The 15278-nt window shown below is 72.8% G+C and carries 16 protein-coding genes; 9 read left to right on the top strand and 7 right to left on the bottom strand.

The window, feature by feature from the left end:
• Positions 1 to 98: 98 nt before the first annotated feature.
• Both OOJ98_RS13095 and OOJ98_RS13090 read right to left on the bottom strand, forming a co-directional pair.
• The gene (locus tag OOJ98_RS13095) at positions 99 to 521 is read right to left on the bottom strand and encodes a roadblock/LC7 domain-containing protein (RefSeq protein ID WP_267054827.1); all 423 of its coding nucleotides are present in this window, start codon (positions 519 to 521) and stop codon (positions 99 to 101) included.
• Positions 522 to 785: 264 nt separating this feature from the next.
• A complete protein-coding gene (locus tag OOJ98_RS13090) occupies positions 786 to 1322 on the bottom strand; it encodes a hypothetical protein (protein WP_267054826.1) in 537 nt (178 codons plus the stop codon).
• A 136-nt stretch (positions 1323 to 1458) separates the two neighbouring features.
• Here OOJ98_RS13090 and OOJ98_RS13085 point away from each other — a divergent pair, with 136 nt between their 5' ends.
• Positions 1459 to 2058 (top strand): class I SAM-dependent methyltransferase, encoded by a 600-nt coding sequence (locus OOJ98_RS13085; protein ID WP_267054825.1) that lies wholly within the window; start codon positions 1459 to 1461, stop codon positions 2056 to 2058.
• A 132-nt stretch (positions 2059 to 2190) separates the two neighbouring features.
• On the opposite strand, the gene OOJ98_RS13080 is transcribed toward OOJ98_RS13085, so the two are convergent.
• Together OOJ98_RS13080 and OOJ98_RS13075 are read right to left on the bottom strand one after the other, a co-directional pair.
• Positions 2191 to 2391 (bottom strand): hypothetical protein, encoded by a 201-nt coding sequence (locus OOJ98_RS13080; protein ID WP_267054824.1) that lies wholly within the window; start codon positions 2389 to 2391, stop codon positions 2191 to 2193.
• 115 nt (positions 2392 to 2506) lie between these two features.
• A complete protein-coding gene (locus OOJ98_RS13075; protein WP_267054823.1) occupies positions 2507 to 2650 on the bottom strand; it encodes a hypothetical protein in 144 nt (47 codons plus the stop codon).
• Between OOJ98_RS13075 and OOJ98_RS13070 the strand changes: the two genes are divergently transcribed.
• Both OOJ98_RS13070 and OOJ98_RS13065 read left to right on the top strand, forming a co-directional pair.
• Positions 2649 to 2918, top strand: coding sequence for a hypothetical protein (locus OOJ98_RS13070; protein ID WP_267054822.1), 270 nt, complete (start codon positions 2649 to 2651; stop codon positions 2916 to 2918). The two genes, OOJ98_RS13075 and OOJ98_RS13070, sit on opposite strands and share 2 nt — an antisense overlap.
• 112 nt (positions 2919 to 3030) lie before the next feature.
• Positions 3031 to 4074, top strand: a complete 1044-nt coding sequence (locus OOJ98_RS13065; protein WP_267054821.1) for a hypothetical protein — start codon at positions 3031 to 3033, stop codon at positions 4072 to 4074.
• 126 nt (positions 4075 to 4200) lie between these two features.
• On the opposite strand, the gene OOJ98_RS13060 is transcribed toward OOJ98_RS13065, so the two are convergent.
• The 3 genes from OOJ98_RS13060 to OOJ98_RS13050 all read right to left on the bottom strand — a co-directional run bounded on the left by OOJ98_RS13060 (position 4201) and on the right by OOJ98_RS13050 (position 6182).
• Positions 4201 to 4752, bottom strand: a complete 552-nt coding sequence (locus tag OOJ98_RS13060) for an MOSC domain-containing protein (RefSeq protein ID WP_267054820.1) — start codon at positions 4750 to 4752, stop codon at positions 4201 to 4203.
• A gap of 76 nt (positions 4753 to 4828) precedes the next feature.
• Positions 4829 to 5011: a hypothetical protein gene (locus tag OOJ98_RS13055; protein WP_267054819.1), complete on the bottom strand. Its 183-nt coding sequence runs from the start codon at positions 5009 to 5011 to the stop codon at positions 4829 to 4831.
• 94 nt (positions 5012 to 5105) lie between these two features.
• Positions 5106 to 6182: an acyl-CoA desaturase gene (locus OOJ98_RS13050; RefSeq protein WP_267054818.1), complete on the bottom strand. Its 1077-nt coding sequence runs from the start codon at positions 6180 to 6182 to the stop codon at positions 5106 to 5108.
• Positions 6183 to 6441: 259 nt separating this feature from the next.
• Here OOJ98_RS13050 and OOJ98_RS13045 point away from each other — a divergent pair, with 259 nt between their 5' ends.
• From OOJ98_RS13045 to OOJ98_RS13020, 6 genes are all read left to right on the top strand, one after another.
• Positions 6442 to 9294, top strand: a complete 2853-nt coding sequence (locus OOJ98_RS13045) for a DEAD/DEAH box helicase (protein ID WP_267054817.1) — start codon at positions 6442 to 6444, stop codon at positions 9292 to 9294.
• Positions 9291 to 10610: an SWF or SNF family helicase gene (locus OOJ98_RS13040; RefSeq protein WP_267054816.1), complete on the top strand. Its 1320-nt coding sequence runs from the start codon at positions 9291 to 9293 to the stop codon at positions 10608 to 10610. Before OOJ98_RS13045 ends, OOJ98_RS13040 begins: the two co-directional genes overlap by 4 nt.
• A 98-nt stretch (positions 10611 to 10708) precedes the next feature.
• A complete protein-coding gene (locus OOJ98_RS13035; protein WP_267054815.1) occupies positions 10709 to 12211 on the top strand; it encodes an APC family permease in 1503 nt (500 codons plus the stop codon).
• On the top strand, positions 12208 to 13236 hold the full coding sequence (locus tag OOJ98_RS13030; protein ID WP_267054814.1) for an acetamidase/formamidase family protein: 1029 nt from the start codon (positions 12208 to 12210) through the stop codon (positions 13234 to 13236). Before OOJ98_RS13035 ends, OOJ98_RS13030 begins: the two co-directional genes overlap by 4 nt.
• A gap of 31 nt (positions 13237 to 13267) precedes the next feature.
• Positions 13268 to 13843 (top strand): N-acetylmuramoyl-L-alanine amidase, encoded by a 576-nt coding sequence (locus OOJ98_RS13025; RefSeq protein ID WP_267054813.1) that lies wholly within the window; start codon positions 13268 to 13270, stop codon positions 13841 to 13843.
• 92 nt (positions 13844 to 13935) lie between these two features.
• Positions 13936 to 15246 carry a GAF domain-containing protein gene (locus OOJ98_RS13020; RefSeq protein ID WP_267055625.1) on the top strand — a complete coding sequence of 437 codons (1311 nt, stop codon included), beginning with the start codon at positions 13936 to 13938 and terminating at the stop codon, positions 15244 to 15246.
• The last annotated feature ends 32 nt before the right edge of the window (positions 15247 to 15278 follow it).

Below are 15278 nucleotides of genomic sequence, written 5' to 3'. Positions count from 1 at the left end.
GTGACGACCGTAACTCGTGGTGCCGACATCCCGCTCGGCCTGTGGATAACTCGGACCGTGCTCAACCCACGCTCAACCCGGCGGCGCACAACCCCAGTTCAGCGGCGTGTGACGCCGAAGTCGCCGTACTCCCCCGGCTGCCTTGCGGCCACCGAGAGGTGCTCGCCGACGCGATTGACCAACAGCGTCATCTCGTACGCGATCTGACCGATGTCCGCCTCCGCCGAGCTGAGCACACACAGGCAGCTGCCCTCACCGGCGGCGGTGACGAACAGGACGCCCTCGTCGAATTCGACCATGGTCTGACGGACCTTGCCGGCGCCGAAGTGCAGGCCCGAGCCCTTGGCGAGGCTGTGCAGTCCCGAGGAGACCGCGGCCAGATGCTCCGCGTCCTCGCGCTCCAGGCTGGAGCCGGCGGCGGTGACCAGGCCGTCGTTGGACAGGACGATCGCGTGCCGCACGTGCTCGACCCGCCGGGTCAGGTCGTCGAGCAGCCAGTCGAGTTCCTTGCTCAGTGCCATGTCAGGCCTCCCCGCTCATGCAGTTCCCCGTTTCCCCGTTCTCCTGCCACCCTTCACCACCGGCGCGCCACGGGCAAGCGGTGCAGGACGCCGGTGAGTCGCACGCAGGCGGCGGGACGGGGGCACGCGTCAACCATGCGGAACCGGCGTGCGCCGGGGGCGCGCCCGGCGCATCGAAAAGGACACCGCGTGCGGCGGGAGCAGTGCGTTCGCGGCATCGGGCCCGATGCGGCCTCAGGCCGGCCAGACCACGCGTCGACGAGGCTACTTGCCGGCCAGACCGAGGTTGGCGCCGTCGCGGAGGTCAGGGAAGCCCTGCGCGACGACGGCCGCCGGGCCGAGGCACGCCTGACGCGTGGCGGCCTTCGCCGGGTTGGTCGCGCAGCCCAGCTCCTGATACGTGGCGGCGGCCTTCTGGAGCTTCTCCGCGACGGAGCGCAGGGTGGCGAAGCCGTCCTTGCCGCTGATCTGCGCCAGGGCGAACGACGCGTCCGCGTTCGTCCCCTGCGTCGCGTCCGCGCACTTCTGTGTGAACACCTCGGCCGACGCCGTCGAGCAGGGCGACTTGCCGCCGGAGCCGAATCGCGGTTCGTCCACGGAGAGCCTCGCCTCCATGGCGGACTTGACCTTGTCGGCCGTCGCCTCCTTCGCGGACACGGCGTCCACCGGGTGGGCGGCCGAGGCGCTCGCCGACGGCGTCGATCCGGAAGCCGAGCCGCCACCGGAGCCCGAGCACGCCGAAAGCAGCGCGACGGCCGCGGTGACCCCGCCGGTCACCATCCACAAGTGTTTCCGGTTCATGGTTCTCGGCCCCCCGCCGCATCGGAGATCATGAGCACGTCACATTAACTCACGTCGATCCGCCTCACCTCGATCCACTCGACTCACCTCGATCCACCTCTCGTAGGTCTCGCCGGGTGTGGGGGATCATGGCGGCATGGCCGACGACCGCGCGCACGTTCAGGAATTCTTCGCCGCCCGAGCGGCCGACTGGGACCGCAAGTTCCCCGACGACGGTCCGGCCTATGCCGCGGCCGTCGCGGAGCTCGGGCTCGCGCAGGGCGATGCCGTCCTCGACGCGGGATGCGGCACGGGCCGCGCCCTGTCGGCGCTGCGCGACGCCGTGGGTCCGCGCGGTACGGTCATCGGCGCCGACCTCACCCCCGAGATGCTCGCCGAAGCCGGCCGGGCCGGCCGTGACCGGTACGCCACACTCCTGCGCGCCGATGTCAGTCGGCTCCCGCTGCGTGCCGCTTGCCTCGACGTGGTCTTCGGTGCGGGGCTCATCTCTCATCTGCCCCAACCGGCCGAGGACGTAAGGGAGTTGGCGCGGGTCACGCGGCCGGGCGGCCGTCTCGCGCTGTTCCACCCGATCGGCCGGGCGGCCCTCGCCGCGCGCCACGGCCGCCGGCTCAGCGACGACGACCTGCGCGCCGAGCCCCGCCTGAGGCCGCTGCTCGCCGCGGCGGGGTGGCTGCTGGAGTCGTACACCGACGAGGACGAGCGCTATCTGGCGGTGGCGGTGCGCCAGGCCTGACCGGGGCCGCCTCAGCTCATGCACCGCCCGGGTGTGCGCTTTCATCACCTACCGGCCACTTCGCACACGAAGGCCTCCGGCCGGTCGAACATGACGTGTGCCCGGCGTCCCCACCGTCACCACCCTGACGCCCTACGCGACGAGTTCGGCGCGCCCGGCCGTGCCGTCACCGAGTGCGCCCACGAGACAGCTGCGGTCGACCGGCAGCCTCATCAGCAGGTCGCGCTTCGCCGGCTGCGTACCGCGCACGAGACCGACAGCCGTGCGGTGCAGGCCGAGCGGATCGGCGAGGCGCATGGTCGACGCCCACACCGGACCGACACGCGCGAGCACCTCCGCGAAGCCCCCGCCCCGCACTAAGGCGTCCTCCGAAGAGGACGCGATGCCGCTGCTGCCCGCCGTCGGCACCGAGTCGGGGTTGGCCTCGGTCAGGACGAGCCGGGCGCGATCAGCCGCCCACGCCCTCTATCTGCGGGGCGGCGTCCAACTCTACGGTGGTGAGGACCATTTCAATGATCGGCACCGGCGCGTCGCGATGCTCGGCACCGCGGCGCATCGCACCGGGAGCCGCCCTCGGAAAGGTGGCCTTCATGTTCGCGAGATTCCGCAGATCGTCCCGACCGCGGCAACAGGGCGACGTCCGGCACCACAACATCTTCGAGGCCGCGGCCGCGTATGTGACCGCCTGCGCGGAGGACGATCCCGACGCGCTCGACGAGGCAGCGGGCTGGGTGTCGCCGGAAGCCCTCTCGTTCGGGGTGCGCGAACTCGCCTGCCGGGCGGTCGTGGCGCTCGCCCGCGAGCAGGACCGGTCCCCGCGCGAGGTGGCCGAAGAGCTGATGGGTCTGCCCGCCTCCTGACGGGCACCCCGGTTCCCGGCCGGCGCCTGCGTGTTGGTGGTTCGCGGCTCTCGACGTCTGCGTTACCCACTGGTTAAGGTGCGCCGACGAGCGAACCGAAGGGGAGGATTCCGTGACCGGGACGGACGAGGCCGAAGCGGCCGCAACCGCCGCAGACGAGGCACTTTACGTACTCACGGCGGCGCTCCTGACGCCCGCGCAGTTCCCGAGCGTGCTCGGCGACGACTATCCCGAGGCGTGCGCGGCGCTCGGCCTCGGGCCGTACGCCCAGGGCTACGGTCTCGTCCTGGGCCAGGACGGTGCGGGCGCCCGCTGGACGGTCGTCATCGACGACGTGTCCCTCGTGGCGGTCGCGATCGCTTCCTGGGACTGCGGCATGGAGTACGAGCTGTCGCCGGACGAGCGCACCGTGGTGGCGGCGCTGCCCGGCTGGCCGCTCGAACTGGTCGTCTCGGCGCCGAACGTCCCGGCCCCGCACGACCCCGAACCGGATCCCGAGGGTCCCCCCACCCTCACGCCGCCCGACACGAGCCAGTGGGGCCCGGCCCAGCGCCGGCTCGGCGCGGACGCGGTCGCCGTGCAGTGGACGACCTGGCGGGAGCAGCTCGACGACGACACCTTCGGGCCGCCCCCGACCGGCGAGCCATCGGCCGCGGAGCCATCGACCGCCGCGACGATTCAGGCCCCGGATCACAACCCCGGGGAGCCGAGTCCCACGGCCTCCGGCGACTCCGACGAGGGCGAGGGAGGCAGCGCGAGGGCCTCCGACGAGGTGGTCGACAAGCCCGTCGACCCTGCCGGCGAGGAGGGCGGCCCGGCCGACCGCACGGGCGGCAGCCTGGACGACGAGCCCGATGCGGAGACCGGGCACCACCACGACGACGGTGAGCCGAGGGGTGTCCGTCGCGTCCTCGCCGAGCTGCGCGGGTACGTCGACTCCGCTCCCCCGGTCGGCCGCGTACGCTCCGGGTTCGCCCCGGGCGGGGCACGCACCCTGCGCGCCGACGGCCCCGGCTGGTCCCTGGTGGCCAGGACCGACGACGTCGCCTTCGTCCTGCTCGACGAGTGTCCCGGCGACGTCCATCCGGTGGGCCGGGACGAGGGCCTGCCGGCGCTCCTCGCATCGCTGGAGGCGATGGCCGTACACCCCGCGTGAGGGACGGCCCGCCCCGGCCGGGTCCTGACTGGTGCCGCCCGAGGACACCGCATCCGTCGGCCCACCCTGACGCATGGCGCGGCCTCACCTCAACTCATGGGCACAGAGCCCCGGTTGAAGCCCGGCTCACACCCGGTCGAGCGGGCGGTGCGGGCCCGTCGGCAGTTCGGCCAGGATCGTGTCGCCGGGGCGGATGGCGCCGCCGGTGCGGACCACGCTCATGATCCCGGCCTTGCGCACGATGTTCCCGTCGTCGTCGCGGCCCACGAGCTGCTTCAGCAGGCCGCTCTGGAAGCCGTCGATCTGGAGGCACGGGTTGCGCAGACCGGTGACCTCGACGACCGCCTCGGGCCCGATGCGCAGCAAGGTGCCGACGGGCAGGCCGAGCAGGTCGATGCCGTGCGTCGTCACGTTCTCGCCGAGCTGCCCCGGAGCCACCTCGAAGCCCTGCTCGGCGACCTCGTCGAAGAGCTCGCCGTGGATGAGGTGGACCTGGCGGAGGTTGGGCTGCGTCGGATCCTGGGCGACGCGGGAGCGGTGCTTGACCGTCACCCCCGCGTGCACGTCGCCCGCGACGCCGAGCCCGGGGAGCAGGGTGATGCTCTCCCGGTTCGGCTTGGTGAAGGAGTACTCCTCGTTGCTGCTGACCGCTGTGACCGTTCCCCTGGCGCCGCTCATCGCGCGGAGCTCCCCTCTGCCGTGCCAATGATCAGCCCGAGCCTAACCCGGCCCGTTTCCGCTCCCCGGCGGCGCCCTAGCGGCCGAGCTCCTTGCGGGATATGTGCCGCAGCCGGCGCCGCTGGCTGGGGTCCAGCGTGAAGTAGGCCGCCACGGGGACACCGATCAGCACCAGCAGGGCGAGCCAGAATCCGATCAGGGGGATCAGGATGAGCCCCGCCACGACTCCACCGGCGGCGATCATCGCGCGCTTCGACATGTCCGTCGCCTTCCTCTGCGCGGCCCGAGGCCGCTCTTCCTGTCCAGAGAACGCCCGGCGGCGCCCGCTGGTTCCAGCTGCCTTCCACTATGCGTCACTTCCGCAGTGGTGCGCCGACCTCGTGCATGTGCCCGAGCGCCTGACGGTAGGAGTCCGTCAGCGAGGTCTCCGCGTACGGGATGCCCAGTGCCGCGCAGTGCGCGCGGACCATCGGCTGGGCGAGCCGGAGGTGCGGGCGCGGCATGTTCGGGAACAGATGGTGCTCGATCTGGTAGTTCAGGCCGCCGAGCAGCCAGTCGGTGAGCGGGCCGCCCCGTACGTTGCGCGACGTCAGGACCTGGCGGCGCAGATGCCCCCAGGAGGAGTCCTCGGCGTCGTCCGGGTCGGGCATCTCCATGCCCTTGTGGTTGGGGGCGAAGGTCATGCCGAGGTGCAGGCCGAACAGCGCGTGGTGCACGAGGGCGAAGACGAGGGCCTTGCCCGGGGACATGACGCACAGCAGCAGGGTCGCGTAGCCGGCGAGGTGGGCGAGGAGCAGGGGTGCCTCGACGGCGCGCTCGCGGGGCGGCTGCCGCTTGAGGTCCTGGAATCCGTACACCTTGAGGGCGATGCCCTCGAGGAGCAGCATCGGGAAGAAGAGCCCGGCCTGGTGGCGGGTGAGCCAGCGGGCGAAGCCTTCGCGCTGTTCGGCCTGGCGCTGGGTCCAGACGAGGGCACCCACCCCCACATCGGGATCCTTGTCTATGTGGTTGGGGTTCGCATGGTGGCGGTTGTGCTTGTCGTTCCACCAGGCGTAGCTCATGCCGAGCAGCAGGTCGCTGTGGAACAGGCCGATGATCCGGCCCGCGCCCTTGCCGCGGGTGATCTGGGCATGGCCGGCGTCGTGGCCGAAGAAGGCGCTGCGCGCCCACAGGACGGAGAGCGGGAGGGCGAACAGGAGGGTCCACCAGGTGTCGCCCGTGAGCGCCATCGCGGTGACCGTCGCGCCGAGGGCGAGCAGGTTGACGGCGATCTTGGTGGCGTACCAGCCGGTGCGCCGGTCGAGCAGGCCCTGCCCCTTGACCGCCTTGAGCAAGGGGCCGAACTCGCTGCCCGCCCGCGGCGCGGCCTGGGCGCCGGGGCCCGTGGCGCCGAGGCCCGTGGCGGGTTGCGGCATGGTCGCCTGTGACATGACGTCTCCGGTGGTCGGGTGTCCCCCGCAGGGTGCCTGCGCTGGTCCCCATGAACGTACGGAGCGGCGGCGTTGACGACCATGGAGCCACCCCCCGGCTCCGCTCGGGGGGCTACCCAGAGCCCGCCGGTGGTGCTGACAGCACCACCCCGCATCACGTGACGCAGGTCACCGGCGAACCGATCCCCCATCCCCGGCCTTTGCTGTACCCTCGGCGACCTCGGCCAACGTAGTCAAATTTGAGGAATGCGTTTTCGCTGTGCAAAGGCTCCCCGCTCCAACGCCGTCCCAGCTCGCCGAACTCTCCCGCTGCAGCGTCACCTTCCTGCCCGACGACCCCTCCCGCACCGGCCGCATCGCCTTCTGGCAGGCCGATGGCGACCCCCTCCCGGCCGCCCCCGGCACCGTCGGACAACTCACCGTCGTCGGTGCGGACGCCACGCCGCACACCGTGTCCGCCCTGCTCCTGCCCGTCCGCGACGCACTGCCGCTGCTCACCCGGGCCCGTGCTCTCGCGCAGGCGTCCCGCGCGACCGCCTTCTGGGGCTCCGCCGCGCTCCTCGCTCTCCAACTGGCCGCGCGCGGGCTGTTGTTGCCCGGCCTGACCGCGACCGACCACGACGCCTGGCGGGTCGGGCCGCTCGGCGCCGAGGACCTGGACAAGGTGCGTGAACTCGCCGCCGCGATGCCTCCCGAAGCCCATGCCGCTCCGCTGCCGGCCCCGTCGGAGCCGGTGCTCCTGCCCGACCCCGAGCGGCTCCTGCGCGCCTTCCTCGACGCCGTCGCGGACGGGCTGCCGCGCACGCCGGGCGCGGCACGCGCCACCGGTTCGCCGGCCTTCGCCGCCGAGGCCCCCCAGCGCCTGCCCGAGCAGCGGGCCTGGGCCGCCGATGTGGCGGCGGGGCATGACGCCGGCGTCAGGATCTCGCTGCGCGTGGAGCTCCCCGGTCTCGCCTCGGCGGACCCGGACAGCTCCGGCCCGGTGTTCCGTGCCGTACTCCAGATGCACAGCGTCAGCGATCCCGCGCTGGTCGCGGACGCCGCCGAGGTGTGGGCCGGGTCCGGCGCGGCCGCCCGGTTCGGACCGCGCGCACGCATGGACGCGCTGCTCGCGCTGCGACGGGCGGCCCGGACCTGGCCGCCGCTCGCCCCGCTGCTCTCGACCACGGTGCCCGACGCGATCGAACTCGCCGACGAAGAGGCCGGCGAGTTGCTCGGCCCGGCGTCGCGCGCGCTCGGCGCGATCGGGGTTCAGGTGCACTGGCCCAAGGGCCTCTCGCGCAAACTCACGGCGCGCGCCGTGGTCGGCCCGCGAGAACAGGGGCCCGAGCGCGTCGAGTCCGCGGCGCCCTCGATGCTCTCCGCCGACGCGCTGCTCGGCTTCACCTGGTGGTTCGCGCTCGGCGACACCGAGTTGAGCCGCCAGGAGCTGGACGCCCTCGCCGAGGCGAGCCGCCCCGTGGTGCGGCTGCGCGACCAGTGGGTGCTGGTCGACCCCGAGGAGGTGCGGCGCGTCCGTACCGCGCAGGACCGCAAGGTGACGCCCGTGGACGCGCTGGCCGCCGTCCTCACCGGGTCGACCGAGATGGACGGGCGGCGGGTCGACGTCGAAGCGACGGGCTGGCTCGCCCGGCTGCGCGACCGGCTCGCCGACCCCGAGGCCGCCCGTGACCACCCGGTCGCCCAACCGGCCACGCTCACCGCCCAGTTGCGCGACTACCAGCTGCGCGGCCTCAACTGGCTCGCCGACATGACGTCGCTGGGGCTGGGCGGCTGCCTCGCCGACGACATGGGACTCGGCAAGACCATCACGCTCATCGCCCTGCATCTGCACCGGCAGAGCGACCCGGCGACGGCCGGGCCGACCCTCGTCGTGTGTCCCACCTCCCTGATGGGCAACTGGCAGCGGGAGATCGAGCGGTTCGCGCCCGGCACCCCCGTCCGGCGCTTCCACGCGACCGCGCGCTCCCTGGAGTCCCTGGCCGACGGCGAGTTCGTGCTCACCACGTACGGCACGATGCGCCTGGACGCCGCCAGACTGGCAGCGGCGTCCTGGGGCATGGTGGTGACCGACGAGGCGCAGCACATCAAGAACCCGTACTCCGCGACCGCCAAGCAGCTCCGCACCATCGGGGCCCGCGCCCGCGTGGCGCTCAGCGGCACCCCGGTCGAGAACAACCTCTCCGAGCTGTGGGCGATCCTCGACTGGACCACGCCCGGCCTGCTCGGCCGGCTCGGCACGTTCCGCGCCACGTACGCGTCCGCCGCCGAGAGCGGCCAGGACCCGGCGGCCGCCGAGCGGCTCTCGCGCCTGGTGCGGCCCTTCCTGCTGCGCCGCCGCAAGTCCGATCCCGGCATCGCCCCCGAGCTGCCGCCGAAGACCGAGACCGACCACGCCGTCTCCCTCACCAAGGAGCAGACGGGCCTGTACGAGGCGGTGGTGCGCGAGACGCTCGCCGAGATCTCGGGAGCGAACGGATTCGAGCGGCGCGGCCTGGTGGTCAAGCTCCTCACCGCGCTCAAACAGATCTGCAACCACCCCGCGCAGTTCCTCAAGGAGGAGACTCCGACGATCACCGGCCGTTCGGGCAAACTGGAGCTGCTCGACGAGCTTGTGGACACCATCCTCGCCGAGGACGGCGCGGTGCTGGTCTTCACGCAGTACGTCCGCATGGCGCGGCTCATCGAGGAGCACCTCGCGGCACGCGGCGTGCCGACCCAGTTCCTGCACGGCGGCACTCCGGTGGAACGGCGCGAGGACATGGTGCGCTCCTTCCAGGACGGTGAAGTCCCGGTGTTCCTGCTGTCGTTGAAGGCGGCGGGCACGGGGCTCAACCTCACGCGCGCCGGTCACGTCATCCACTACGACCGTTGGTGGAACCCGGCCGTGGAGGCACAGGCCACGGACCGCGCCTACCGCATCGGACAGACCCAGCCCGTGCAGGTGCACCGGCTCATCGCGGAGGGCACGATCGAGGACCGCATCGCCGACATGCTCGTCCGCAAGCGGGAGTTGGCGGACGCGGTGCTGGGCGCGGGCGAGTCGGCGCTGACCGAACTGTCCGATGCCGAACTGACCGATCTGGTGGCGCTGCGAGGGAGCGGGCGATGAGCGACACACACAAGGCCGACCCGTACGAGCACGACACGTACGGGCACGCCGCCCGGAACGAGCGCACCTTCGAACCCCTGCCACCCGTGAACGGCCGTGCCTTTGCGACCAGTTGGTGGGGCCAGGCATGGCTCAAGGCGCTGGAGGACACGGCGCTCGACCGGCAGCAGCTCAAGCGGGGGCGCCGCCTGGCCCGAGCGGGCGCGGTCGGCGCGGTGACCGTACGTCCCGGCCGGATCACCGCCGTCGTGCGGGACCCGGACGGATCGCACCACCGCGGCGACGTACTGCTCCAGGAGCTGGACGCGGACGAGTGGGACCGCTTCCTCGCCATGGCCGCGGAGCGCGCCGGACACATCGCGGCCCTCCTCGACCGCGAGATGCCACCGCACCTGGTGGAGGACGCGGCGAGCGAGGGCATCGAACTGCTGCCGCGCATAGGCGACTTGGACCCCGAGTGCGGGTGCGAGGCGTGGGACCACTGCCCGCACACCGCGGCGCTCTGCTATCAGGTGGCCCGTCTCCTGGACCAGGACCCGTTCGTCCTGCTCCTGCTGCGGGGCCGCACCGAACGGGCGCTGCTCGACGCCCTCCAGGAACGCAGTGGCGCCGCTCCGGCCGCCGACGGGGCCGCGACGGCGCACGGAGTCCCGGCCGACGAGGCGTTCGCGGCCCGCGACATCGTTCCGCCGCTGCCCGACCCGCCCGGTCTGCCGCCGGAGCCGGGCGGCCCCGCGCACCTGGACACCGAGACCGCGCCGGAGCCCGGAGTGGATCCGGCGGCCCTGGAGTTCCTGGCCGCCGACACCGCGCGACGGGCCCACCGTCTGCTCGCGGACGCACTCACGCCGGGTCATGAAACCAGGCCTGTCGAAGGGGAGTTGACGGACGATCAGGATCTGGTCCGGCTGGCGGCCGGATGCCCTGACAGCCGTCTCTCCGCGCGGCTCGCGGCCGCTTCGGGCCGCCGCCCCGCCGACCTGTCGGCGGCCGTACGCGCCTGGCGGTTCGGCGGGGTCGCCTCGCTGCGCGCCCTGGAGGAGGAGTGGGTTCCGGGACGGGAGGAACTGGCTCGGGCCCTGTCGGACCTCGACCGCGCCTGGGCCGATGCCGAGCGCCCCGCCCTGCGCTCTGCCGGCGCCAACCGCTGGACGGTGACCGGCCGGGACGCCCAGCTGCGGTTTGGCCCCGACGGCCGCTGGTGGCCCTACCGCAAGGAGCGCGGCCGCTGGACCCCCGCGGGCCCGGCCGACCAGGACCCGGCGGCGGCCCTCGCCACCGTGGCAGGCCCGGACGAGGGCGGCACCGGCGCCTGAACCGGGCAGGCCGTTTGTCCCCTTCCACCCCGCACGCCTCGGACCGTACGGTAACTCCCGTGAAGGGCCTGCCCGTTGACCGACCGAGGGAGCCGACCGTGCCGGGGTCATCGCGTACGCGTACGGATGTCGGCCTCGCACGCGACGCGGTCGGCCTGCGCGAGGTCCTCTTCCAGAGTGTCACCGCGATGGCACCCGCCGCCGCGGTGGCCGCGTCGATCCCGGCGGGTGCCGCCTTCGCGGGCGGCAGCCTGCCCCTGTCGGTCCTGGTGGCGCTCGTCGCGTGCCTGTTCACCGCGGCGTGCGTGGCGGAACTCGCGCAGGAGCTGCCCGCCGCCGGCTCGGTCGCCACCTACAGCGCCCAGGGCCTTCACCCCGCCGCGGGGTTCCTGGTGGGCTGGGGCTACGTCTTCGTGGAGGCGCTGGTGCCGCCCCTGCTCCTGCTGCAGCTGGGGTTCACCACCGCGGGCACCCTGCACGAACAGTGGGCCGCCTGCCCGGCGGACCTGTGGTGGCCGTGGTCGCTCGCCGGGGCGGTGGTCATCGCCGTCGCCGGGTTCTTCGGGGTGCGGGCCTCGGCGCGCTTCGGGACGGTGCTCGGCGTCTTCGAGGTCCTGGTGTTCGTGGCGTTCGCGGCGATGCTGATCGTGGCCGCGGGATCCGACAACTCCCTCACGGTGTTCGGCACTTCGCACACCGCGCACGGGTACGGAGGGTTCGGCGGCGTATTCGCAGGCTCGGTGTACACGGTGCTGGCCTTCGCCGGATTCGAGGCGGCGGCGCCGCTCGCCGAGGAGGCCCGCAACCCGCGCCGCACGGTGCGCCGCGCGGTGTTCGGGGCGGCCCTGGCCATCGGGGTGGTGTACGTCCTGACGACGTACGCGATGGCGGTCTACTACGGCCCTGACCGGTTCGCCGGGTTCGGGGCGTCCGGTGGCGCCTCGTGGGAGGGGGTGGCGCGTGCGTCGTTCGGGCTCTTCTGGGTGGTCCTGTTCCTCGCCGTGGTCAACTCGACCGTCGCCAACGCCAATGCCTGTGCCACCGTCTCGACCCGCACGGCGTTCGCGCTCGGCCGGATCGGCGTCTTCCCGCGTTCCTTCGCCCGCCTCCACCCCCGGCGCCGTTCGCCCGTGACCGGCGTCGCCGTGCAGTTCGCGGTGGTGGTGGCCGCGATCCTGGGACTCGGTCTCGGCTACGGCCCGGTGACGGCGTTCACGCTGCTCGCCACCGTCATCGTCACCGTGATCATCGGCGTGTACATCGTGGTGGACCTCGCCTGCGCCGGATACTTTTTGCGGCGCCGCCGCGACCTGTTCAGCCCTCTGCGGCACCTGGTGTTCCCGGTGCTCGGCATCGCCGCGTTCGTCCCGGCGCTGCTCACCGCGGCGGGCATCCCCGCGTTCTCCTTCGTCGCCGAGCTGGCGCCGCCGGTGTCGTACGCGGGGCCGGTCGTCGGGGTCTGGATGGCGGCCGGGGCCGTCGTGCTGGTGGTGCTCGCGCGCCGGCATCCCGAGCGGCTGGCGCAGACCGGCCGCGTTCACCTCGTCGAAGCCGACGAGGACCACGAAGACCACGAGGAGACAGGAGCGGTACAAGGATGAGCGACGACCCGCGGATCCTGACGGTGCGGCCCAAGGAGAACGAGTACGCCTGGACGTTCGGCGGCGCGCCGCCCATCGCCCGGGTGACCCCCGGAACCGTCCTCGACCTCTACACCGAGGACTGTTTCGCCGGCCGGGTGCGCTCGGAGAACGACCTCGTCTCACGCGTCTGCGAGTTCCCCTTCCTCAATCCGCAGACGGGCCCCTTCTACGTGGAGGGCGCCGAGCCGGGCGACACGCTCGCCGTGCACTTCGTGTCCGTGAGGCCCGCCCGGGACTGGGCGGCGTCGACGACCGTCCCCCTGTTCGGCGCCCTCACCTCGACGCACACCACGGCCACGCTCCAGCCGCCGCTGCCGGAGACGGTGTGGATGTGGGAGCTGGACCGGGCGCGCGGCACCTGTCTGTTCCGGGCCCGCGAGAGCGACATCGAGGTCGAACTGCCGATGGACCCGATGCACGGCACGGTCGGGGTGGCTCCGGCCAATCTGGAGGTGCGTTCCGCGCTCGTGCCCGACGCACACGGCGGGAACATGGACACGCCGGAGATGCGCGCGGGTGTGACCTGCTATCTGGGGGTCAACGTGGCGGGCGCCCTGTTCAGCCTGGGTGACGGGCACGCCCGCCAGGGCGAGGGCGAGACGTGCGGGGTGGCCGTCGAGTGCGCCATGAACACGGTGGTCGTGGTCGAGCTGCTCAAGGGCGTCGCGACGCCGTGGCCGCGCATCGAGTCGGACACCCACATCATGTCGACGGGTTCGGCGCGCCCTCTCGAAGACGCCTTCCGCATCTCGCAGTTGGACCTGGTGCGCTGGCTGGAGCGGGACTACGGCCTGTCGGCCCTCGACGCGTACCAGTTCGTGAGCCAGGCGGGTGAGGCTCCGCTTGCCAATGTCTGCGACACCAACTACACCTGTGTCGCCAAGATCCGCAAGGAGTGGCTGCCCGGCGGGGGCGAGCCGCACCGGGGTCTCCACCGTCATCTGAGGGAGCGTTCCGCGCAACTCGCCTCCCTCCTCTCCTAGTGCATCGCTCTCCCACCTCAGAGGTGCCCCGATGAATCGAAGAAGACTCCTGCAGGGCGCGGCCGGGTCGGTCGCCGCCGGTCTGCTGTTCCCGGCGACGGAGGCCGCCGCGGACGGCACCACCGACTATCCGCGGGCCCACTGGATGCCGGCGTCCCCGTCCAACCGCACCGCGTCGTCGAGGCCTTCGGCGTACGCGATCGACTCCGTCATCCTCCATGTCACCCAGGAGACCTGGTCCAACACGATCGGCATCTTCCAGAACCCGGCGAAGAAGGTGTCCGCCCACTATGTGACGCGCTCGGCCGACGGATACATCGCGCAGATGGTCAGGGAGCACGACATCGCCTGGCACGCGGGGAACTGGGACTACAACACCCGCAGCATCGGCATCGAGCACGAGGGCTGGGTCGACCGGCCCGCCTACTTCACCGACGCGATGTACGAGCAGTCGGCGGCGCTGACCGCGTCGATCTGCGACCGGTACGGCATCCCCAAGGACCGTGAACACATCCTGGGCCACTATCAGGTGCCGGGCACCGACCACACCGATCCCGGCCCCGAATGGGACTGGGTCCGGTACATCCGACTGGTCAACTTCGCCTGAGACGAACGCGGTTGTGCCCGCCGCCCACGATGCCCGCCCCCCGCGCCTTGCCGGACGGTGGGGCGGGGACGACGATGGGGGCGGCCCATTCGATGTGCGGGGAGGCCGCGGTGACGGACAGGCGGGACGAGTCCTGGGTGGCCCTCGACGCCGGGGCCGACCCTTCGGAAAGAATCCCTCAACTCCGCTCGGCGCATGAGCAGTTCACCGCGAACGGGCGGATGGCGCGGCCGGTGCGCCCGCTGGTGGCCGCGTCGTGGCAGCGCTCGGCGCGGGCCCGGGTCAGCCCGGACGGCGCGGCCCGCGTGGAGCTCGGCGAGGACGACGTCGCCGCCTATCGCGACGGCCATCCGCTGGCCCGCGTCATGCCCGTGGTAAGGGAGTTGACCGGCGCGTACGCCGGGGACGGCGAGCACGTCGTGGCCGTCTGCGACGCGCAGGGACGGCTGCTGTGGGTGGAGGGCCACGCACGGACCCGTGCGGCGGCCGCACGCATGAACTTCGTACCGGGCGCCCGTTGGGCCGAGTCCGCCGTGGGGACCAACGCGCCCGGCACCGCGCTGGCCGAGGACCGCCCGGTGCAGGTGTTCTCGGCAGAGCACTTCCGCCGTCCGGTACAGGCGTGGACCTGCGCCGCGGCCCCCGTCCACGATCCGCGCACGGGACGGCTGCTCGGCGCGGTCGACCTCACCGGGGGCGACAGCCTCGCCCACCCGCACAGCCTGGGCTTCGTCCAGGCCGTCGCGCGGGCAGCCGAGGCCGAACTGGCGCTGCTCGCACCGCGCCCCGCCCGCTCCACGATCCGCCTGTGCGCCCTCGGGCGGGACGAGGCGCTGTTCGACGCCGACGGCCGCACGGTGCGCCTCAGCCGCCGCCACAGCGAGATCGCGGTCCTGCTGGCCTGCCACCCCGAGGGGCTGACCACCGACGGGATGCTCATGGCCCTGTACGAGGACGAGACGGTCAGGCCGGTGACGCTGCGGGCCGAACTGTCGCGCCTGCGCGGCCTGTTGGGACCGGACCTCCTGGCATCCCGCCCCTACCGGCTGACCGCACCCGTGGACGCGGACTTCGACACGGTGGCCCGGCGGCTCGGCTCCGGCGCGGTCGCCGCCGCGATGAACGTCTACGGCGGTCCGCTCCTGCCGGGCTCACAGGCACCGGCGGTAGCCCGCCTGCGCCGGCGCCTCGCCGATCAGCTACGGGCCGCACTCATCGCCCGCGCCGACCCGGGGCTCCTGTCCGACTGGGCGTACAGCCCGTGGGGCGAGGACGACCTGCCGGTGTGGCGGGCGCTCGCGGAGGCGCTCCCCCGGTGCCAACAGGCCTCGGTGCGGGCCCGGTTGACGGAGCTGGCGGCCGAGCAGGGTCTCGCAACGGGGTTGCAACCTCCCCGGGCCTAGCGTGCGCTCCATGCGCCGCCCAAGGGCGGGCG

This window comes from Streptomyces sp. NBC_00083 (assembly GCF_026343295.1).
In the GTDB taxonomy this organism is placed as follows: Bacteria; Actinomycetota; Actinomycetes; order Streptomycetales; family Streptomycetaceae; genus Streptomyces.
This window is presented reverse-complemented; position numbering and strand designations above follow the sequence as displayed.